The organism is Acetobacter sp. KSO5, assembly GCF_044094635.1.
Lineage (GTDB): Bacteria > Pseudomonadota > Alphaproteobacteria > Acetobacterales > Acetobacteraceae > Acetobacter > Acetobacter cerevisiae.
Genome location: NZ_CP172014.1, coordinates 2,727,736 through 2,747,139, shown reverse-complemented (window position 1 = coordinate 2,747,139; position 19,404 = coordinate 2,727,736). Strand labels below are relative to the sequence as shown.

At 48.2% G+C, this 19,404-nt stretch carries 19 protein-coding genes, 1 tRNA gene and 1 pseudogene; 10 read left to right on the top strand and 11 right to left on the bottom strand.

Going from position 1 to position 19,404, the window contains the following annotated elements; all coding sequences use genetic code 11:
* Positions 1-125 precede the first annotated feature (125 nt).
* Positions 126-722 carry a hypothetical protein gene (locus ACHQGU_RS12435; RefSeq protein WP_395495223.1) on the bottom strand — a complete coding sequence of 199 codons (597 nt, stop codon included), beginning with the start codon at positions 720-722 and terminating at the stop codon, positions 126-128.
* A 343-nt stretch (positions 723-1,065) separates the two neighbouring features.
* Here ACHQGU_RS12435 and ACHQGU_RS12430 point away from each other — a divergent pair, with 343 nt between their 5' ends.
* Positions 1,066-2,448 carry a hypothetical protein gene (locus ACHQGU_RS12430; protein WP_395495222.1) on the top strand — a complete coding sequence of 461 codons (1,383 nt, stop codon included), beginning with the start codon at positions 1,066-1,068 and terminating at the stop codon, positions 2,446-2,448.
* Positions 2,449-2,471: 23 nt separating this feature from the next.
* Here the strand turns inward: ACHQGU_RS12430 and ACHQGU_RS12425 are convergent, their stop codons facing one another.
* On the bottom strand, positions 2,472-3,320 hold the full coding sequence (locus ACHQGU_RS12425) for a DUF5677 domain-containing protein (protein WP_395495221.1): 849 nt from the start codon (positions 3,318-3,320) through the stop codon (positions 2,472-2,474).
* A gap of 493 nt (positions 3,321-3,813) precedes the next feature.
* Positions 3,814-4,050 carry a hypothetical protein gene (locus ACHQGU_RS12420; protein WP_395495220.1) on the bottom strand — a complete coding sequence of 79 codons (237 nt, stop codon included), beginning with the start codon at positions 4,048-4,050 and terminating at the stop codon, positions 3,814-3,816.
* A gap of 118 nt (positions 4,051-4,168) precedes the next feature.
* Here ACHQGU_RS12420 and ACHQGU_RS12415 point away from each other — a divergent pair, with 118 nt between their 5' ends.
* The 6 genes from ACHQGU_RS12415 (at position 4,169) to ACHQGU_RS12390 (ending at position 9,028) form a co-directional block, all read left to right on the top strand.
* The gene (locus ACHQGU_RS12415) at positions 4,169-4,600 is read left to right on the top strand and encodes a hypothetical protein (protein ID WP_395495219.1); all 432 of its coding nucleotides are present in this window, start codon (positions 4,169-4,171) and stop codon (positions 4,598-4,600) included.
* The gene (locus ACHQGU_RS12410; protein WP_395495218.1) at positions 4,569-5,096 is read left to right on the top strand and encodes a hypothetical protein; all 528 of its coding nucleotides are present in this window, start codon (positions 4,569-4,571) and stop codon (positions 5,094-5,096) included. Before ACHQGU_RS12415 ends, ACHQGU_RS12410 begins: the two co-directional genes overlap by 32 nt.
* Before the next feature lie 314 nt (positions 5,097-5,410).
* Positions 5,411-5,812 (top strand): hypothetical protein, encoded by a 402-nt coding sequence (locus ACHQGU_RS12405; protein ID WP_395495217.1) that lies wholly within the window; start codon positions 5,411-5,413, stop codon positions 5,810-5,812.
* On the top strand, positions 5,809-7,569 hold the full coding sequence (locus ACHQGU_RS12400) for a hypothetical protein (protein ID WP_395495216.1): 1,761 nt from the start codon (positions 5,809-5,811) through the stop codon (positions 7,567-7,569). The genes ACHQGU_RS12405 and ACHQGU_RS12400 overlap by 4 nt, the downstream gene beginning before the upstream one ends.
* Positions 7,570-7,859: 290 nt before the next feature.
* Positions 7,860-8,405 carry a hypothetical protein gene (locus ACHQGU_RS12395; protein WP_395495215.1) on the top strand — a complete coding sequence of 182 codons (546 nt, stop codon included), beginning with the start codon at positions 7,860-7,862 and terminating at the stop codon, positions 8,403-8,405.
* Entirely contained in the window at positions 8,402-9,028 is a 627-nt protein-coding gene (locus ACHQGU_RS12390) for a recombinase family protein (protein WP_395495214.1), read from the top strand. The genes ACHQGU_RS12395 and ACHQGU_RS12390 overlap by 4 nt, the downstream gene beginning before the upstream one ends.
* Here ACHQGU_RS12390 and ACHQGU_RS12385 read toward each other — a convergent pair.
* The 3 genes and pseudogenes from ACHQGU_RS12385 to ACHQGU_RS12375 form a co-directional block, all read right to left on the bottom strand.
* Entirely contained in the window at positions 9,021-10,385 is a 1,365-nt protein-coding gene (locus ACHQGU_RS12385) for a hypothetical protein (protein ID WP_395496455.1), read from the bottom strand. The two genes, ACHQGU_RS12390 and ACHQGU_RS12385, sit on opposite strands and share 8 nt — an antisense overlap.
* A 45-nt stretch (positions 10,386-10,430) precedes the next feature.
* Positions 10,431-10,511: pseudogene (locus ACHQGU_RS12380) on the bottom strand (DUF6538 domain-containing protein); the annotation flags it as partial.
* A gap of 138 nt (positions 10,512-10,649) precedes the next feature.
* Positions 10,650-10,725, bottom strand: a tRNA-Glu gene (locus tag ACHQGU_RS12375).
* A 201-nt stretch (positions 10,726-10,926) separates the two neighbouring features.
* On the opposite strand from ACHQGU_RS12375, the gene ACHQGU_RS12370 reads away from it, so the two are divergent.
* From ACHQGU_RS12370 to ACHQGU_RS12360, 3 genes are all read left to right on the top strand, one after another.
* Positions 10,927-13,275 carry a TonB-dependent receptor gene (locus tag ACHQGU_RS12370; protein ID WP_395496436.1) on the top strand — a complete coding sequence of 783 codons (2,349 nt, stop codon included), beginning with the start codon at positions 10,927-10,929 and terminating at the stop codon, positions 13,273-13,275.
* 350 nt (positions 13,276-13,625) lie between these two features.
* Positions 13,626-14,033, top strand: a complete 408-nt coding sequence (locus tag ACHQGU_RS12365) for a helix-turn-helix domain-containing protein (RefSeq protein WP_395495213.1) — start codon at positions 13,626-13,628, stop codon at positions 14,031-14,033.
* Between the two features lie 94 nt (positions 14,034-14,127).
* Positions 14,128-14,775: a YceI family protein gene (locus tag ACHQGU_RS12360; protein ID WP_395495212.1), complete on the top strand. Its 648-nt coding sequence runs from the start codon at positions 14,128-14,130 to the stop codon at positions 14,773-14,775.
* 7 nt (positions 14,776-14,782) lie between these two features.
* Here ACHQGU_RS12360 and ACHQGU_RS12355 read toward each other — a convergent pair whose 3' ends face one another.
* The 5 genes from ACHQGU_RS12355 to ACHQGU_RS12335 all read right to left on the bottom strand — a co-directional run bounded on the left by ACHQGU_RS12355 (position 14,783) and on the right by ACHQGU_RS12335 (position 19,322).
* Positions 14,783-15,958: a serine hydrolase domain-containing protein gene (locus ACHQGU_RS12355; RefSeq protein WP_395495211.1), complete on the bottom strand. Its 1,176-nt coding sequence runs from the start codon at positions 15,956-15,958 to the stop codon at positions 14,783-14,785.
* 136 nt (positions 15,959-16,094) lie between these two features.
* Positions 16,095-16,787 carry a DNA oxidative demethylase AlkB gene (gene alkB / locus ACHQGU_RS12350; protein ID WP_395495210.1) on the bottom strand — a complete coding sequence of 231 codons (693 nt, stop codon included), beginning with the start codon at positions 16,785-16,787 and terminating at the stop codon, positions 16,095-16,097.
* 155 nt (positions 16,788-16,942) lie between these two features.
* Positions 16,943-18,427, bottom strand: coding sequence for a sodium:solute symporter (locus tag ACHQGU_RS12345; protein ID WP_395495209.1), 1,485 nt, complete (start codon positions 18,425-18,427; stop codon positions 16,943-16,945).
* A complete protein-coding gene (locus tag ACHQGU_RS12340; RefSeq protein WP_062142706.1) occupies positions 18,424-18,603 on the bottom strand; it encodes a DUF3311 domain-containing protein in 180 nt (59 codons plus the stop codon). Before ACHQGU_RS12340 ends, ACHQGU_RS12345 begins: the two co-directional genes overlap by 4 nt.
* A 239-nt stretch (positions 18,604-18,842) precedes the next feature.
* On the bottom strand, positions 18,843-19,322 hold the full coding sequence (locus ACHQGU_RS12335) for a hypothetical protein (protein ID WP_395495208.1): 480 nt from the start codon (positions 19,320-19,322) through the stop codon (positions 18,843-18,845).
* Positions 19,323-19,404: the final 82 nt, after the last annotated feature.

Sequence of the window (19,404 nt, the reverse complement as noted above, 5' to 3'; positions counted from 1 at the left end):
AACTTAGGTAATCCGATTGTAAAAAATATATTCCTTTAGAAAGAACTAACTAAGAAAGAGATGTAAGTAACCTGTATTTTGACACATCATTGATTTCAATTTTGTAGATTAAATTCCATTTATAATTAATTTAAACCGGGAGGGGTTATGGAATACCATTGAGGTTTTTTTGAAATATCTTGTGCCAGACAATAAGCAAATTCATAACGATTGATATCCGTTAGAAATCCTTCTCCATTAACAGAAAACGTCTCTCTATCAGTTTCTAATAATATTTTTCCGGATTTTCTTAACCCAGAAACCACTTTTGATATCAGGTCGTCAGTAAGAGTTATTCGTAAAATATGGAGTCTTTGTATGGCAGAAAAAGATTGTTTTTCTAATGTTTTGTCAACGTCATCTACCCCTGTCTTAATATGTACAGATAATATCTCACCAGTCCTATCTTCCATTTCATCTTCTCTCAAAGTCAAAAGCCATGCATGAGAAATTGTCCTAGTCGGAGATGTTGAAATATTGATAGTCTGCTTATCAGTGGTCTTTTGAATATTGCAGTTTACATCTGTAATACGGTTATCAAGAAGGACATCATTATAACTCTGATATACAACCCAAGGCCCATCAGATGTAAGTGCCTGCACCGAGATACCTTCTGAAAATGCCTCCTTATTCAGAGAAAATATCAATAAAAACAATACATTAAGGATCAGAACATATTTCATCTTATAGTATCCATAAATTTCTGTGATAATATTATATCGAGTAATCTATTTTTGTGAAATTTTACTTTTGTAGATTTAGACTCATATTCAAATGTATAAAAAGTTCATATGGCATGTAAAAATCAATAATAAAAAATTTTATTTGAGTTTTTTAAATAAATATGCTTTAATAAGAAAAAAGCCAGATGCAACAACATCTGACTTTCATAACTACAATGGAGAAAACCCCCAAATACACTCACTACGTTTTATGAATTGATTATGCGAGATTTAAATGAATTAGTCAAGTAAAAAATGTGGTTGTTGGTAATTTTTCTCCATTTTATTTAAGGAGAAAAATTTTATGGGCGCAATTTTAAAGAAATATATTTATACAGACCCAAGTGAAGACAGAATATTACCCTATAACGGGCAAGCCTTTTTCACTCTCAATCGTATCAATAATGGGCATATGACCCAGAAAGCCTACAAGCTGGATCAGCTTGAGTTTGTCCTGTCCAATATTGCCAATGACAGAGATACCTACATGGCTCAGGGCTTCTTTTCCAGACCATGCAGACGTGCCCTGTTCATAGAAACCATGACACACGCCTATGTGGATATCGACTGCTACAAGACAGAGTTCTTTCCCGACTGGATGACCAAACAGCAGAAGGTGCAAAGCATCCTCTCCTATTGTGATGACAATCTTATTCCTGTTCCTTCAGCCATCATCTCATCAGGGCGTGGCATCTATCTCAAATGGTATTGGGCCTCACCTATCCCAAGAGAAGCTGTAGGACGTGCTGTAGCCCTCAACAAACAGCTTGTATCCCTGTTTGCCCCTCTTGGTGCTGACCCGGCCTGTGTGGACGTATCCAGAATCCTGCGTGTTGTGGGAACCCTGAACAGCAAGAACAACCAGCCGGTGGAATTGTTGCACCAGACTGACAGGGATGGTCATGCCATCACTTACGTCTTTGATGATTTTGCAGACGAGGTTCTACCCTATTCCCTTGAGCAGATACGCGAGTGGAGAGAAGCCCAGAAGCAACGCTATGAAGCCAGGGGACAGGTCATCCACCTGGCACGTGAGAAAGCCAGGGAAAGGCTGAAAGCTGGCAACCGAAAGGCATTCAACAGGTTTGACTGGTGCTGGCGTGTTGTAGAGGACATCAGAACCATTGCTGACAAAAAATATGGGGGTGTCATTCCCTATTGTGAGGAATCCGGGCATGTGGCTGGTCCTGACATGTATGCCCATATCGGGGCTTCCATGCTTGGCAATATCATCCCATCCCAACAGCTATGGCCGGAAATCAGGACATGGGCTGGTCTCATCCTTCCAGCATCCTATGTGAATGACAAAAGGAACCTGCTAGCTCATTCGTCCACCCTGCTCAAGAAAGCGAAGCAGGTTGCCAATATGAGCGAAGAAGAACGTAAAAGGAACGAGGAAGCCGGACTTCATCGTAAAGGGGCTTATCGTTATAAAACACAGACCATCATCGACAGGCTTGGCATCACGTCTGATGACATGCGAAATTTCAATCTCAAGGTGTTAATCGACAAAGACGAGAAACGCAGGAGAGACAGGGAAAACACTATGCATAAACGCAGAGAAGCGGGTGTTATGGAGCGTGTAGAGTGGTTGGAGAAAAATAACTTATCTGCCACAAAACCTTGGGAAACTCATGGTGTGTGCCGTAGAACATGGGAACGCTGGAAGTCGAAAAATAAATTGTAATTTTTCACAAAATATATACAAAATCATATTTTATTTTTATGTACCAATTTTCCTATTTGAATATAATATTCAAAGAAATTTTTGGAAATTTCATTTATATGACTTTCATGCTTTCTATTTAAAAAAGATACATCCAACTTTAATGCAAAAAAACCACAAACTCTTACAATTTCCTCTACACCAGAGCAGATTTCATCGCTATTTATCATTCTAAATGTGATAGATTTCTCATCGCCTTTGATATTATAATAATCGCCCAAGGAGTTAACTGAAATGTGACACTTAGTGTTTGATAAAAATGTGTAATATAAATAAGCTAATTGGCTTTCTTCTTCTTGTTCTGTTTTTTTGAAAAAAATTCCAGCTGTTGGCTTGTCTTTATCCTGTAATTTTTTTTGTTCATCGGCCAAATATTTTCTTTGTGTGTTAAATTTTTTATTTAAATAGTCCGGTTTTTTGTTATTGTACACATTTTTTTCTATTGATGACATCCCAGTTTTCTTAAAGCGCGTTTCATCGTAGGAAGAAATTTCACAAAAATAGCTTTCATCTTTTAAAAGGCAAGCAAGTGCTAGGTAGCACTCTTGCAAGTTTCTTATTATCAAAAAAAATTCTGAATTTAAGCCATGCCTTAGAAGAATGGAGCACGCTTGCAAGCTTTGACAGAACCTAATGGTCAATAATTTTGCCAACCGTTCCTTTCTGGAATTATTGGCATTTAATTCTCCAAACATTTCCATTAGGATAATGTTTAATTTAGATAATATTTCGAACTCTTCTTCATATTGCGTTGTAATGTTTATTTTCACGTCCTCAACATCATCTGATAAAAAGCCACACTCATGAAATTTTGTTTTCCGCGTTTTCGTCACAATAACTCTCCTTCACATTACCCCTATCACCAACATTTTAAAAATGTCGCAAGTGTGTCCCTACATATAATCTGCGTAGCCCAGAGATTAATCGCTTTGCGGGTTTCCAATAATTTTTATACATAGAAACCTTACAACCAGCAAAACGCAATTGTTAGAAAACAGTGAATTAAAGCGTTTTGCTCAGGAACCAACAAAACCTCAAGCGTAGCGTATGCGAAGCGACAAAAGGATAAACCTGAAAGAAAACTGTCTCACGCCTGAAACAGAATAAAAAGGGCAATGAACGAAGTGAAGCCCATTCCGGTAGGTAAGTAGGTTTAATCTTAGGTCCCATAGGACCGGGGGGTCTGGGGGGATTTTTTCGATTTTTTGACCAAAGTATCGATTTGGCTTTTTTGTGATACTGGTCTGTCCCTACATATAACCAACCATCCAACGGCAAACGTGCAGAATTGCCACGTCATGACCATTTGTTCCTTCAGGCATATCATCATACCCCTTGAAGGTTTTTCGTTGCTCCATGTGTCTTATTCCACGTTTTCCGGGCTATCCCGCATGATGGATATACAGGGATTATATCAGAACCTTGGTTTTCTCTGGTTTTTTGGATGTTTTCCTTTTTCGCACCATTACTCAAAAGGTTTTTATGTTGAATAACGCGCTGTTTTTTCCTTTCATAGTCAACACAAAACTCTGTTGACCATTTCACAAAAAACATAACAGCCATTCAAAATCAATAATAAAATACGATATGTATAAATATAGATTAACATTGTACTTGATTTTATGTTTAATATTGTGTTAATGTTTAATAATACAGCAACATAATTTAAAGGAGGACTATTATGGAAAAAGCCAAAAAAGCATTATTTACATCGTTTGGTTTGCTCAATTTCCAGGAACGCAAGGTACTGAATGAAGGTAATGCGTTCTTTGAAGCCACACCAGAGGGGGGCAAGTCTGACAAGACGTTTTGCGTCACACTGGATGATGGGAAACAGATGTATTGCTATGTAGGCAATGACAAACTGGCGTTTTACAAAGCCAATCTGGATGGCACTGACAAGCAATGGCTGTTCAATATTTTCCCTGATGGTGGCATTTTTTCTGCTCAGTCCATGGAAAACAAAAAGCGCAGAAAAGAGAAAGCCAAGGCTCAGGAGCAGAAAACACAGAAGACTGATGCTCAGAAGCCAGAACGCAGGACTTTGACACTCCCAAAGGCTCCACACAGGAAAGCCCCTGTTGTCGTGGAAATCAAGAAAAAGAAATGCTGATTTTCTTACCCCCAACCATTTAAATAGACAAAATTCACAAGGAGTTTTTCAGCCATTTTATAAGGAGATTTTAACTATGCAATTTAGATTATTAGAGAACAAAGCCAGACCCAAATGGGAAATCAGTCGTTGGACATATAGTCCTGAAAAGAAGCGAGCCATCAAGGAAACCCTTGGCTCTTTCCCCTGCTATTTTTCCATGGTTTCAAGTGCCATTCTGGACAAATGCACCACGCAGGAAAAAGCAGAGGTGCTGGAATGGTGGCGTGTCACCAGTGAAGCCGTAAACAAAGAACGTATCCGAAGTCAGATAACAACGCTTCCTGTTATCTTCAAAGACCTTGAAACCCTGCTGGATGTTATCCAGGATAGTCCTGAAGACCTCGCAGAAATCAAGAACCATGCCTATGCGTTCAAGGATGCTGTCAGCAAGGTTGTTCGCAGGAAGTCACGACAACAGAAAAATCAGGAAACAGTCAACAGCGTTCCCGCTTGACCATTCCTTATGTTTTCCCCTTCATAGTCAACAGGGTTTTATGTTGATTATTCCCCTATTTTTATAAAATCACATCAACACAAAATACTGTTTAAGTGTTCGTTCTTGTAACACATTTTATGTAAAGAACCTGTATTTTACCCGTAAAATACATTTTCTTCTTATTGTCTGTTTTCTCATCTTGTTTGCCATCTCTTTTGTTATCTTTTGATTATAGCCAGCCATACCAGTATCCGCTTCGCGTCTTCTGGTAGCTGGCAAGGGGGAAAATGCTTTTCCCCCGTTGACCCCCATTTAAGCAGGAGACCCATTACATGAGTGAAAAAAGAAAACTGAAAAAATCGTTACTGGTTCGTCTGGATGATGCGCAATATGCGTGCATCATAAACCATGCCAGACAGCGTGACATCACAGCCAACAGTCTTGTACGTGAGTGTCTGGCTGGTGCTCTTTCTCCCTCTGATACATATCAGATGGTCAAGCCAGTCAAAGCCTATAGTCCACGCACACCACCCAAACCGGAATACATCAAGGAACTTTACAGGCTCAGGGAAAGCACGGCTGAACTGTGTGGGGCATTGGTTCAGTATGCCATCAAAACCCGTCAGGATGGTCATGTCATGGCGCATGAGGAGGCCGAGAAGCTTATTCCTGATGTGCGTCAGGCTGTGCTCAATCTTGATACGCTACGCAGAAAGCTTGAGAGACATGGATGATTGGAGGAGCCACCCGAGGCAAGGGAGGGTCTAACCTCTGGCGTCATCTCCGCGATGCCAAAAAGCAGAACGATGCCACCTTTGCCGGTGCGTCACGTGGTCTGGTTCAGCAGGGCATTACAGACCAGATTAAAGAGCTTACCAGCATAGGCAAATATGCCAGCCACTCCAAACCTCTCTACCATGTTCACGCTGACCCTGCGAAGGACTGGACGGCTCAGGAATGGCAAGCCTATTGGCAGGATTACGAAAAAGAATTTTTTCTCACAAAACAGCCCTTCTCTGAATCTATTCATGTCAAATATGGCCGGGAACATAGACACAGGGTTTATTCCCTGCTGTTGCCATCTGGCTCCTGTCTTCGCATGGACAATGACCATGCCAGACGCGAGAAAATCAACAGACTGGCTGAACTTCGCACAGGGGAAACCATAACTCCAGGTGCCCATAATCGTGCTGTTATCAAGGCTCTGGAAGCAGAAGGGAAAACAGCCCAAGCCCAACGGTTAAGAGATGCAGGACTTTGGGACATCCAGAAGCCTAAAGCCAGATTAAAGCCCCAGGAACGTGCCCAACAGGAACGCACCCACATTGATAAGGCTGGTCTTGCACGTCTTGTTCTGACTGGCTGTAAAAAATATAAGCCCGAATTACTCATGCAAAAACTGGCACAGTTTAACTGCCATATCTGTTTGGGTGAAAAAGGTCCTGTTGTGATTGACCAGTCAGGTAATGTTCATGCCTTTAACAGACTGGTGAATCTTGGCTCTAAAGCCAGTGGACATAAACGTCCTTTAAAAATGACCATGGAACAAGCCAGAGCCTATTTTAACCATATTAATTTACCCCTCTATTCAAATGCAAAAAAGGAGAAAAATCATGAAAGAAAACGAACAGAAAAACAGAATCACTCTTTATCAACAGACTTATCAGGAAGCATCAGGAGCCAACAGCACCGCAAAGGAAATCCTGGGCTTGCTGGCAGAGGTGGGAGACAAACCCTCGCCCATCGACCAGATACAGCAGTTACTCGAAACCATCGCACAGCAACAGGTTCAAATCCTGTCATCACAAAGCCAGATATTAAAAAGATTGTCTGCACTGGAACACTGAACAGACGCATCACCCATGTTGCCAGCCTGTCCCATATTGTTCTTATTACCCCGGATTATATCAGGGACATCAAAGATAAATTAGCAGACGCCAAGAAAGCAAACTGGTATTTCTATCGCAGGGCATATCAGAACCTTAAAGACCAGAAATACTGGCTTGACCAATGGAACAACAGCATCGACAGCAACATCCTTCTTTTGCTGGTGGAACTGTTCCTCAGCCTGTTTTTTGGTGGGTCTGTAACCATCAAAAACAAGCCTTATCCTGTTTCTATTAATTTTGGGCTTCCTGCTCCTATCAGTGACAGCACATGGAACATGATGAGCGATGACCAACAGGACGAAGTGCTGTTCCAGAGCTATCTTTTATACAGGGCTTCCTACAAAAATTATCAGAAGCTTCATGAGCAACAGGACAGGGTTCCTGTCACGTTTGAGTCTTTCCTGAACCTGCATGGAAAGGATATTTTGACCCAAATGATTTACAAAAACGTAGATTATCTGGAAGACAAAGTTATTAACTGGAAGAACAGAAAGATTGACGCAAAAAATGCGAAAATTCTTCAAGACACAAATGACACCATGGCATGGATGAGACAGAATAATTCAGAGGTTGAAAGCCATGAGAACATTTTAAAAATCTAGCACCATACGCACGCCGGAGATTTTACAAATCTCCTGTTCCCCTGCTTTGTGCGTGACAAGTCAGAAACAGAGTTTCTTCCTTGTAAGAGAGTGCCAAAAAGCAAAAAACACGATTACTGGAAATAAATCTATTCCATTTAAAATATTTAAATAAATACTGTTTCAAAAACTTGACTTTTTGAATACATAACCCTTACCATGAATATACAAAGGGAAAATCGTATTCAATATTGTATATTCAAAAGTATTTTAGAAAATAATCCCTGATTAACAATTTAAGGAGATATTTTATGAGTGAAATTACATTCCGCACTAAAAACCTGACCGTCCATCATATTTTTTCACCTGTTGAGGGGTTTGATGACATCGCACCAGGATATGTGAAAGACTTCAGGACATTCCTGCAATCATCCAAAATTACAAAAACAATGCAGGAAGCCTATATTTCCGCATTGCGTGAATTCCCGACATATCCCGGAAGCAAGAAGCTTGAAGGCACGATAGAAGACCAAGCCTATAAATTATTAGATTTATATCATTCTGATGGCATCCAGACTATTCTGGACGTGCTCGCTCCACAGATTATTGAAAAATATGGCGAAGACCAGTTATCCGTTTTCATAGTGGCTTTTCTGGAAGGCGTTTTAAGGGACATTGAAATCATAAAGGGAGATGGCAAAAATCACCTGTCCTATTTCAATCGTGACCTTGATTGTAGCTGTGCTTCTGTCCTGAAGAGCTACTTTCCTGATGATTATGCATTGGGAGATTATCTGGCCCGCTATTTCCTTGCAGACAGAGTGACAGCCCTGCATGTCTTTGGCGGTGTGCAATGATTTATGGATATGCACGTGTCAGCACCAGAGACCAATCGACTGATATGCAGGTCAGTCGATTGCTGGAAGCCGGGATTCCAAAAGAAAGAATTTTTATGGATGTCATTTCCGGTGCAACAGAAGACAGGCCACAGTTAAACAGTTTGCTGAACCTGTTGAACAAGGGGGACGTTCTGACAGTCTGGAAGGTGGACAGGCTTGGAAGACGAACAGCCCATCTGGCACGATTGCTGGAAGAGTTTGACCAGAAAGGAATAACAGTCAGAAGTCTGACAGAAGGTGTGGATACGTCAGACAGGTCAAGCCGTGTCAGTTATCTGCTGATGTCTGTCATTGCTCAAAATGAACGTGAGACGATTAATGAGCGCATCAGGAGTGGCATAGACCATGCCCAGAAATATGGAACGAAAACAGGTCGTCCCATAGGGAGACCCAAAGCCAGTTCAGCAAAGGTGCAACATGCCCTTGACCTTTTAGCCTCTGGAAAAAGCTACAGACATGCGTCTTCCATTGCGGGTGTCTCTTTAGCCACATTGGTCAGACGTGTTCAGGCCATGCAACAGAAAAACCAGTTCACACGCCAGACCAGTATTTTTGAGACACTGAAGCAGGACGCTATTTAAGGAATACCCCATCTTTGTCTGCCAGATGGTCAAGGAAAATGGGGTATTTCACCTTATCCAGAAAAGCCTGTGCTTCCCCTCTGGAAAGGTTGGAACCATATCCAGCCCCAACAGAATCCGTTTCATGTCCAAAAATTTTATTGATGATTTCCATGTTCAGGTCAGAGGTTCTTAAAGCCTGCCTGAAGGTATGACGGAAGGAATAAGCCACAAGGTTTTTGTCTGTCAGTCCAATATCTTCAAGATAACGGTTGATACGCTTTGACCATGATTCAGGTTTGATAATTTCCCCTCTGCGTGACTGCATTAACCCCAGACCAGCCTGAGCCTGTTTCTGGACATAGTGGAGAAAGCCAATTTTTCGCAGTTCTGGCAGGATGGGAATCAGACGGGGGCTGTTTCCTGTTTTTGTTCCTGTCTGGCGTAAATCAAGGCAGGGAATGCCTTCCAGGTCATAGAGCTTGGCAGGAACGTCAGAGATTTCCCCAATTCTGGCACCAGTCAGGGCAAGAACGCAGATAAACCAGAAGTCAGTCAGACGTTTTGTCTGGTGGCCGGGTCTGCTTTTGAAGTGCTTGCTATGGTAGCCGGAGAACAGGGGGCTGTTGAAAATCTGTTTCAGTTCGTCATTGGTGAACGCCCTGCGAACTTCTTCCTGTCTGGTCAGTTTCTCTTTCTGGGTCTTGGCTCTGGCTTTGACATCTGCAAAGCCTTTATCCTCAATCAGACCGGACTGGACGCACCATTTCAGAAAAAATTTTACTTCCCCAAGATGTCTGACAATCGTGCCATGACCCAATGTTCCCCCACGTAAGGAAGGCTTGTTTTTCAGCCAGTCCGCATAGGCTTTAATGTCCTGTTTGGTCAGGAGGTTCAAAGCTTTATTGCCAACAATTTCCTGAAACTGCGTGAAGGTAATGCGGTAACTGACACGTGTTTTTTCTGTCTGTCCCGGATTATCGTCATGGAAACGTTCAATCAGGTTTGTCCATGGTTCGGAACAGTCTGTGCTTGCAGGGGGAGTAGGGAGAGCAGAGGGAACCGGGGGAGCCTGTGTCGCCAGTCCACCAAGGGAAATGGCTTTTTCCATCCCTTCCAGCATTCCCTGTTGTTTGGCCTGTTTCCACATATCTGCAAGGGTTGCTGTCATGTCAGCACTCTCGCGGGCATCCTGTGCTTCCTGTGTCTTGCGTTGCATGACAACGTTCAGCCAGTCGGAGAAGTGTTTTTTGACGTTCTCTGGCATGGCTTCGATTTCCGAAGCGTGCTCATGCACAAAGGCTTTCATCTCTTCAACAGGGATTTCCCTGTTGAAATAGGCTTGAAGCTTTTCTGCCAGTCTTTGTCTGAGTTCCATCCAGATACCATTGAACGCTGAAGCAAGTCCGAGAGCTTTTGCCCTTGCGACTGTTCTATCACTGGTTTTGAGGGAACGAACAATATGCTGACCAGCGAAGGGTGTCAGGTCAGCAGGGACACGCATTCTGAGATACCAGGTATGGTAACGTCGAACCATGTATGGAGTAGGCAAAACTGGCGTCCCTTATGTAACACGAACAGGTTACACAGTGAGGGAAGACAAGTTTGATTTTTGTTGAAAAATCAATGCCTTATAGACGTATGGTATCCCGTACGGGATTCGAACCCGTGTTGCCGCCGTGAGAGGGCGATGTCCTAGGCCTCTAGACGAACGGGACGCAGAGGGCTGAGCGGATTACTACGAGAAAATCTGAGCGGGCACAAGCGGAGAAAAAGCAGGAGAGGGGAGTGTGGTTTGCAGGTAACAGGGGGCGGGTAAGGTTAAGACTTTCCTTAGAATTGCGTTGATACGTTATATCATAACGTATAAGAGGCGGAAATTAGTTCATTCCCCAACCCTTAAAGGCCGATATCTTATGCTGGTGTCTCGTCTCTCTTTTCTGCTGGCATGCTCAACTGTCTGCACGACAGCCGGTTTTCTGTTCTGTATCGAAAAAGCCCAGGCTCAGGCTTTGCCTGCCGGTACCCCGCAGACTGCGCAAACACTTCAGCCCACAGTTGAGAAAAAATCCGCTCAGGAAAAAAAGACGACACAGACCTCTGCGCGCAATGTGCAGCAGAACGATACGGTTAAAGGAAAACCCACGGGGCAGGAAACCGTCTCTATTCAGCCGGCTCTGGCAAACACGCCGGAGCGCGTGACGGTCACCGCCCATCTGGATCGCGCCAGATCAGAACTCCAGCCCGATACAGGGGCCACGGTTTACCGTTTTGACCGTAAGGCGCTGGAAACTATTCCGGGCGGGGATAATACCCCGCTGAATCAGGTGCTTTTGCAGGCTCCCGGTGTGGCGCAGGATAGCTATGGTCAGATCCATGTGCGTGGTGACCATAACGAAGTGCAGTTCCGGCTGGATGGCGTACAGCTTCCTGAAGGTCTGAATGTGTTCGGTCAGGCTCTGATGACGCGCTTTGCAGATAGTATGTCCCTGACCACGGGTGCGCTGCCAAGTGAGTTCGGATTTCTGCAGGCTGCCGTGGTGGATATCACCACCAAGAACGGCACGACCAATGCAGGCGGGAACGCCTCCATTTACGGTGGCGCGCGCGATTACTTTTTCCCCTCGCTTCAGTATGGCGGCCATCAGGGGAAGTGGGATTACTTCGCGACTGCAGATTTTGTGCATGATCGCGTAGGGATTGAAAACACGACCAAATCCTTTAACGCCGTGCATGATCTGAGCAATCAGTATCACTTCCTCGGGCATCTCCGGTACACAGCGGATGAAAATACCCGGATCAGCTTTATTGCGGGTGTGTCTAACGCGGAGTATCAGCTGCCAAATAACCCCGGTCAACAGACGCAGTTTGCAGAACCCTCTTATACTGGGAGTAATCTGGCGCAAAAGCTTGATGGCAGTGTGGATAGTGCCAGTCTGAATGAACACCAGAAGCAGATTACGGATTTTGCTATTCTGGCTCTCCAGAAAGAGATTGGCGCGTTCAGCCTGCAAAGCTCCGTTTTTACTCGTTATAGCAGCCTGCGTTATTCACCGGATGAACTGGGTGATCTGGTCTATAATGGTATTGCCCAGCGGGCGGCACGGTCCATTTTCTCCACCGGCACGCAGCATGACGTGACCTGGCATGCTGCAAAAGATCATACCGTGCGCTTTGGCTTCCAGGTTTTTGTGGAACGCACGGTCTCCAAAACTGATTCCACGGTCTTCGGGGCAAACGGTGTTGATGAGGATGGCAACCCGACCTTCGATTCAACGCCTGTCAAAGTCTATGACGGCAGCGGTAAGACCGGCACGGTTTACGGCCTGTATGCACAGGATGAATGGACGCCTCTGCGCAACCTGACCATTAACTACGGTCTGCGTTTTGACGGGGTGAGCGAATATACCAGCCAGAAGCAGGTCAGCCCGCGCCTGAACGTTGTCTGGAAACCCTGGAAAGGGGCCACGTTGCACGCAGGTTATTCCCGCTACTTCACCCCGCCGCCGTTTGAAGTGGTCAGCAGCTCTGCGCTTTATAAATTTGCAAACACAAGCTCTGCTGCAGAGGTTACGCAGAACTCAACAGTTAAGGCAGAGCGCGACCATTACTTTGATGCCGGCATTCAGCAGCAGATCCTGCCAGGCTGGCGCGTGTCTTTTGATGCCTATTACAAGCTGGCCGATAACCTGATTGATGAAGGGCAATTTGGCGCGCCAATCGTGCTTAGTGGCTTTAACTACCGTAAGGGCCAGGTGAACGGCTACGAGGTCAGCACCTCCTATGATAAGGGGCCGCTGTCTCTTTACGGGAATTTCTCATGGTCTCGCGCGATCGGCAAAGATATCACCAGCGCGCAGTTCAACTTCGGGCAGGATGATCTGAATTACATCAGCCATCGTTGGATTCATCTGGATCACGACCAGCGCTGGACGGCCTCTGCCGGGGCGGCTTACAGCTTCTTCCACAAAAGCTGGCACCCGCTGCGTGTTTCCGCCACCATGGTTTATGGCAGTGGCCTTCGCGCTGATGGTGATGTGCCGAACGGAGCTGTTGTGCCGCAATATGCAACGTTCAACTTTGCCGCGGTGCAGACTTTCAAGAACCTGTTTGGGCATTCTTTCCTTGGCAACACGCAGCTTCGGCTGGACGTTACCAACCTGTTTGACCGCGCCTATCTGCTGCGTGATGGCAGCGGTATTGGTGTGGGAGCGCCGCAATATGGTCTGCGCCGGACTATTCTGACGGGTATTACCCAAAGCTTCTAAATATCAGGTGTCAGAAAATAATTTACTCTAATACGTAAAATATTTTCTGACTTCATACGCTCTGTATAATGAATTTAGCCCCCAGTCCTTTTACGGATTGGGGGTTTTTGTAATAAAATCCATAAAAAATTTCTGTTAACCATCCTGAACGGGTGATAGAGGACTATCTGTTCAGCATGGCAACATTTTTCTGCACAGGATTGTGCAAGCGTCTGCTGTACTATGCGGCATAGCAGCCTGTTAATTGTAAACACGCTTAGGGCAGAGTAAGAGCCACATTCGCATACGGAAACCGTATCGGATGTTTGGGAGAGCACGAAATGGTACAATCAAGACGGAACATACCCAGTATGTCTGACCAGTCTGAGGACCATGTAAACGATAGTGAAGAACGGGATATTGTCTCTCCCGGGGCTGATCTCGGGCAGAGAATGAAGATCCTGCGTAAAGCCGCCGGGCTGACGCAGCAGCAGGTTGCGGATGCGCTGGGCGTGTCACGGCCAGCCATTGCGTTCTGGGAGACGGGACGGGAAGGGAGTGCCAGAAAGCATATTCCCAAACTGGCCGCTCTGTTTGGTGTAGAGCCGGAAATTTTCCTCACGGGTTATGTGCAGGAAGATATCGTTCTGACAGTCACACCGGATGAATATGATATCCTGCGCCTGTACCGCATGCTTGACCCGTCTCGTAAGGTTTCTGCCCAGAAGTGGATAGAACGGCAGGTCAAAATGTGGCGCAAAAGCGAAGGCAGCCTCTGACGCAGACTTACGCACGCGGACATGTGAGGGAACTCGCAGCCAGCTAACCCGCTTACACACTCAATCGGAGGAATGATAAAACAGGGAGAGCGCAATGAAACGTGCCGCCTTTTTTCTGCTGGTTGGGATGGGAACTCTGCTGACGCTCAGCTTTGCCGAGCCGGTGCGGGCATCAGACGTGATGCCCGCTGTGGTGGAAGTTCCTGCTGTGGAAGGCGGTCTGTATCACGTGGATGGCCTGCGTACGCAGGTGGTTTTTTCAGTCTCCTGCCTGAGTGTCAGCTGGTATCATGGCTTGTTTTCTGGCGTGTCGGGTTCTCTCCAGCTTGATTCGGTCCATCCTGAACAATCCCATGTCGCGTTGCGCTTGCCTGTGCAATCCCTGACGACAACTTCCGGTTCCGTCACAGAAACGCTCTGGGATGAAGGCTGGCTGGATGTCCGCAAATATCCGGATGCCACGTTTGTTTCGACACAGATTGTGTCGGAGGGTCTGTCACAGGCCAAAGTAGCCGGACGTCTGACACTGCATGGCGTGACACGGCCCGTAACACTGCATGTCCATTTTGTCGGGGCAGGCAAAAACCCGATGGATCACGATTATACCGTCGGGTTTGAAGCCCACGGAACCATTCAACGCAGCGCGTTTGGGATCAGAAACGCCATGGCCGCTGTGGGGGATGATGTGAAGCTGACTCTGACGGGCGTTTTTGAAAAAAGCCCGTCAGGCACAATCCACTAAGTCAAAATCAGGATGTTTGCAGGGCAAGAGCGGCAGCGGTTGCTACATCTCTGCGCAAGGCGATAACATTGCCTTTCCCGTCCGGGTGGACACGGTTGGTCAGGATCAGGACAAATGTTTCCTTGTCCGGCACCAGCCAGAGAGAGGTGCCGGTAAAGCCGGTATGCCCGAAGGAATTCGCCGGGAAATGCTCGCCGCGAGGCGAGGAATAATGGGTTGCGATATCCCATCCTAACCCGCGCAGATCAGATTTTCCGGCAGGTTGCTGGGGGGTGGACATCAGCACAAGCGTTTCCGGGCGCAGCGGGAAGGCTGAGGGTAGTCCGGCCCGACGAGCCAGCAGAGCATGCGCATAGGTCAGCATATCATCCGCGCAGGAGAACAGGCCGGCATGCCCGGCAACGCCATCCATGCGGCGCGTGGTGGGGTCATGCACCACGCCACGGAGCAGCTGGTTCTGTTCATCATACTGGGTGGGAGCTATGGCGTCGTGCAGAGCGCTGTCCGGTAAAAAGAAGGTGCGGGAGAGGCCAAGAGGCTGAAGGATGTTTTGCGTTGCATAAACATCCAGAGAGAGGCCCGAAAGTTTTTCAACAATCAGCCCCAGCGTAATGAAGTTGATATCGCTGTAAACAAACCGCTCACCCGGCGGATTGACGGGGCGAGCGTCCATCACACGTTGAACAGCAGCTTCCTTGCCGTGCCAGGGCGTGGACAGATCAAGGTCCGGGGCCAGACCGGAATAGTGGGTCAGCAGCAGGCGGACGGTAATGGCCTGTTTCCCATTGGCAGCAAAGGCCGGAAGATACGTGCTGACCGGTTCATCCAGTTTTACAAGGCCGCGTTCATACAGCTGCATAATGGCCGGGGCGGTGATCAGAACCTTGGTCAGAGATGCCATGTCGAACAGGGTGTCCCATGTCATCGGTTCTTTATGAGGAACCAGCGCCCGGTTCCCAAAAACACCTTTCCACAGCGTTTGTCCGGCCTGACCGATGGCCGCGACCGCACCGGGGGTTTTGCCCTCCTGAACCGCTTTCTGGAAAATCGGATCGAGAGTGGCAAAGCGCCCTGTGGGCGCGTTTTGTGCCCATGCGGCGTTCATGCCGAGCAGACCAAGTCCGGTGGCCAATGTACCGGTTTTCAGAGCCATACGGCGGGAGAGGCGGAAGGAAGCAGGCATGAACAAGTGTCCGGAGCAAAGGAAACAGGCATCAGAGGCGAGAGTGTAAAAGAGAAGTGTCTTGTTGCGCTAGCGTGATGGCAGATGTTGTACGGAAAAGTGCTGAAAAGGTGCGCGCACGCCCAGACACCATCAGTCAAAGGGCAGCCTGCTTCACGTACCGGAACGTCAGATTAAAGCGGGCAGGGCCGGTTAGTGGGTGCAAACCTTGTTCCAGTGGTTTGACCCCATGATAATGCAGCCGGGCTTTGCCACCCCACACCAGAACATCCCCATGTTCCAACAAGATGGGATGCGCGCGCGTGGTGCGTTGCAGGCCGCCCCATAAAAACAGGATGGGCAAACCGAGTGAGACAGAGACGATCGGCTGGGTGATATCGCCTTCATCCTTGTCCTGATGTGCTGTCATACGCGTACCGGCTTCATAGCGGTTAATCAGGCAGGCATTGGGCTGAAAGCCTTCAAAGCCCGCAGCGGCAGCACTGCGGCTGGCAAGCTGAAAGAGGAGGGGCGGCATGGCCGGCCATGGGGCCTGTGTGGTCGGGTCTGTGCGCGTATAGCGGTAGCCTGCCTGACCGGTAATCCAGCCCCATGTGCCGCAGCTTGTCATGGCGACAGACATTTGCCGCCCTCCGGGTGTCAGCATCCTGCGGAGGGGGGCTGCGTGCAGAACCGGGGTGAGGGCGCGCAAGATGTCTTCTGCCTGATCCAGCGCAAAACCCCGTAGCAGAGTGGCACCCGGGCTGAGCGTGACACGTTTTGGTCGGGTGTCCGTCAGCCCGAGATCCATCTGGCCAAAACCCATCTGCGGCGGCGTGCTGTCTGGCATGAGGAGACCCTTCTGGCAGAATGAGACCAAAGGGTGCCGAACCAGAGCTGCCGGAGCAATGGAAATTATTTCCGTAAAAAGACAAATGCCCCGCAGAGGCAAAACTGTCTCTGCGGGGCACTGTAAAGCAGGAAGCCGTCAGCTGGTTTCGTTGATCAGGAAACGAGCGTGCGCTTCTGAGGCTCAACTCCCGACATATTCGGGACTTCGGCAGCCGGTTTAATCAGTGTGACCAGCCCGACCACCACCAGATTGACCATCAGAGACAACAGCCCCGTTGAGATCATGCCGGAGAGCGGACCAAGTGCGACCATATGGATGGGTTTCAGCCCGTCCATCCAGCACAGGCCCAGCCCGAAAATGCCGCCCACAGCCCAGCCCGCCAGCATGGCAACAGCCGAAAAGCGGACACGCAGCAGGCCAAGGATGAGTGCCGGGAAAGTCTGGAGGATAATCACGCCGCCCAGCAGCTGGAAATCAATGGCGAATTTGGCGTTCAGGAACAGCACGCACAACAGAGCGCCAACTTTAACGGCGAGCGCCGTGATGCGGCTGGTGCGAACCGGGTCTTTCTGCGGAGGCAGCAGGTTGTTAGTCACAAGGTTGGCCGCCCCAATGGCCATGACAGCTGCCGGAACCAGCGCGCCCACTGCAATGGCGGCAAAGCAGAAGCCGCTGAACCATGCCGGAAAGATCTTCTGGAACAGCAGCGGTACAACCATGGTGGCATTGTCCGTCTTGATGCCTGCGGTGTGCGCCATCAGTCCCAGCATGGCAATCAGCCCCAGAACAATGGTGTAGATGGGCAGGAACACGGCATTCTGGCGAATGGTGTCCGCAGATTTTGCCGCCAGAATACCGGTGAGCGTATGCGGATACAGGAAGGCCGCCAGAGCGGAGGAAAGCGCCAGCGTGGCATAAGGCAGGCCCTGACCGGCATGCAGAACCGGCTGGCTGGTATCAGCCCCGGCAAACAGCGCGGCATAGCCCCCCATGTGCAGCGGAATGACCGTAACCGCCACCAGAACGGCGATGTAGATCATGATGTCCTTGATGAAGGCCGTCAGCGCAGGAGCATGCAGGCCGCCGAGCCATGTATAGGCGGCGAGTGAGACAAAGGCGATGATCAGCGGGATATCGCCCGGCAGGCCCAGAGCCTGAATGACCGTACGGATGCCGATCAGCTGGAGAGCGATATAGGGCATAACCGCCACCAGGCCGGTGATGGCTACCACAATTTCCAGCGGACGGCTGTTAAAGCGGGCCCGCACAAGGTCCGCTGCCGTGGCATGGCCCCCGGCATGTGCCAGCTTCCACAGGCGCGGCATGACCAGAAAAATGAACGGATAGACGATGATGGTATAAGGCAGCGCAAAAAAACCATACCCACCCGCTGCATAGACCAGTGCTGGCACAGCAATGACGGTATAGGCGGTATAGAAATCGCCCCCGACCAGAAACCATGTGACCCACGCGCCAAACTGGCGGCCACCGAGGGACCATTCCTCATCAGACGTAACAGTCGCACTTTTCCCGCCGCCGAACAGGCCGCGGAGCCACTGGATGGAACTGCCGATGATGATGGTTGCCGCAAAAAAGAGGATAAAGACGCCCAGCGCCCAGGGGTTAATGCCGGTCATGCGTCATGCCCCTTTTTCCAGACAATCCAGATGAGAACGGAGGTTACCGGCACCCAGGCAAGCTGGTACCAGTAGAAAAAGGGGAAGCCAAACAGTACGGGCGTGTAGCGGTCGTACAGGGGCGTCCAGAGCAGCCCGAGGAAGGGCAGCAGGAGCAGCAGATACAGGATTTTCATTTTAAAACGACCGGGTTTGTTATTTTTTATTTTGGACCCGAATAGTCATGCACGCAGGCGCGGGGGTGTCAATTGCTTGTTGGGGGCTCAGGGGGAATTGATGCCCAGAGTGCGTTTTTCCAGCAGGAAAGCGGCATTTTTGCCAGCCTTGTCATAACACGAAGGGGATAGCTGGCCCCTTTTCAGTTCTGGTCTTTCAGGAGAGCGCTCTGAAAGACCAGTAATATTGGGAGGCTGCGTTAGTTGGTTTTTCTGTGTTGTAACACTGTATTGAGGCGGTCACTGTACTGGCGGTAGCTGCCTTCCGGCACACAGCCCATTTCTTCCAGATCCTCAAGGTCTGCCCCATGGTTGATCCATGTGTTCACTTCCCGGAAGTCCAGCGCGGGGGGGATGGTGTGCGCCTCAAACACCAGCGGGTTTTCTTCCCCCTGTGTGGCGCCAAACGGCATGAAATTTTCAGCCGCCGGCACCTTGCTGCCCTGCAGGCTGATTTCACCGCAGACAATTTGTTTGTCACCAGAGCTATGGGTGCTGATTTTTCGGAACTTCGGGTGGTCCTCTGCAAAGCGGGTGCTCAGCATATGCAGGGTAGATTTTACAAACGGGCTTGCATTCTTGTCACTGCCATCAACCACCGTCTGCGCATGTGCTGCGCCCACGGAGGGGAGCAGACACAGGCCTTGCAGGCTCAGGCAAAGAATAAGGGCACGTTTCATGGTCAGGTCCTTCTTGCATGCTGGGCGCATGGTGCCTTGCCAGAACAGGAAGATCAATTCCGCCCTGTTCTGGCAAAGGGAT

Excerpts from the sequence above, each read along its gene's own strand:
- ACHQGU_RS12335 (WP_395495208.1), bottom strand. The coding sequence starts at position 19,322 with ATGAAACGTGCCCTTATTCTTTGCCTGAGCCTGCAAGGCCTGTGTCTG.
- ACHQGU_RS12385 (WP_395496455.1), bottom strand. The coding sequence starts at position 10,385 with ATGGAACTCAGACAAAGACTGGCAGAAAAGCTTCAAGCCTATTTCAAC.
- ACHQGU_RS12360 (WP_395495212.1), top strand. The coding sequence starts at position 14,128 with ATGAAACGTGCCGCCTTTTTTCTGCTGGTTGGGATGGGAACTCTGCTG.
- alkB (WP_395495210.1), bottom strand. The coding sequence starts at position 16,787 with ATGCCAGACAGCACGCCGCCGCAGATGGGTTTTGGCCAGATGGATCTC.
- ACHQGU_RS12340 (WP_062142706.1), bottom strand. The coding sequence starts at position 18,603 with ATGAAAATCCTGTATCTGCTGCTCCTGCTGCCCTTCCTCGGGCTGCTC.
- ACHQGU_RS12400 (WP_395495216.1), top strand. The coding sequence starts at position 5,809 with ATGATTGGAGGAGCCACCCGAGGCAAGGGAGGGTCTAACCTCTGGCGT.
- ACHQGU_RS12430 (WP_395495222.1), top strand. The coding sequence starts at position 1,066 with ATGGGCGCAATTTTAAAGAAATATATTTATACAGACCCAAGTGAAGAC.
- ACHQGU_RS12345 (WP_395495209.1), bottom strand. The coding sequence starts at position 18,427 with ATGACCGGCATTAACCCCTGGGCGCTGGGCGTCTTTATCCTCTTTTTT.
- ACHQGU_RS12365 (WP_395495213.1), top strand. The coding sequence starts at position 13,626 with ATGTCTGACCAGTCTGAGGACCATGTAAACGATAGTGAAGAACGGGAT.
- ACHQGU_RS12420 (WP_395495220.1), bottom strand. The coding sequence starts at position 4,050 with ATGGCTGTTATGTTTTTTGTGAAATGGTCAACAGAGTTTTGTGTTGAC.
- ACHQGU_RS12415 (WP_395495219.1), top strand. The coding sequence starts at position 4,169 with ATGGAAAAAGCCAAAAAAGCATTATTTACATCGTTTGGTTTGCTCAAT.
- ACHQGU_RS12390 (WP_395495214.1), top strand. The coding sequence starts at position 8,402 with ATGATTTATGGATATGCACGTGTCAGCACCAGAGACCAATCGACTGAT.
- ACHQGU_RS12405 (WP_395495217.1), top strand. The coding sequence starts at position 5,411 with ATGAGTGAAAAAAGAAAACTGAAAAAATCGTTACTGGTTCGTCTGGAT.
- ACHQGU_RS12355 (WP_395495211.1), bottom strand. The coding sequence starts at position 15,958 with ATGCCTGCTTCCTTCCGCCTCTCCCGCCGTATGGCTCTGAAAACCGGT.
- ACHQGU_RS12395 (WP_395495215.1), top strand. The coding sequence starts at position 7,860 with ATGAGTGAAATTACATTCCGCACTAAAAACCTGACCGTCCATCATATT.
- ACHQGU_RS12435 (WP_395495223.1), bottom strand. The coding sequence starts at position 722 with ATGAAATATGTTCTGATCCTTAATGTATTGTTTTTATTGATATTTTCT.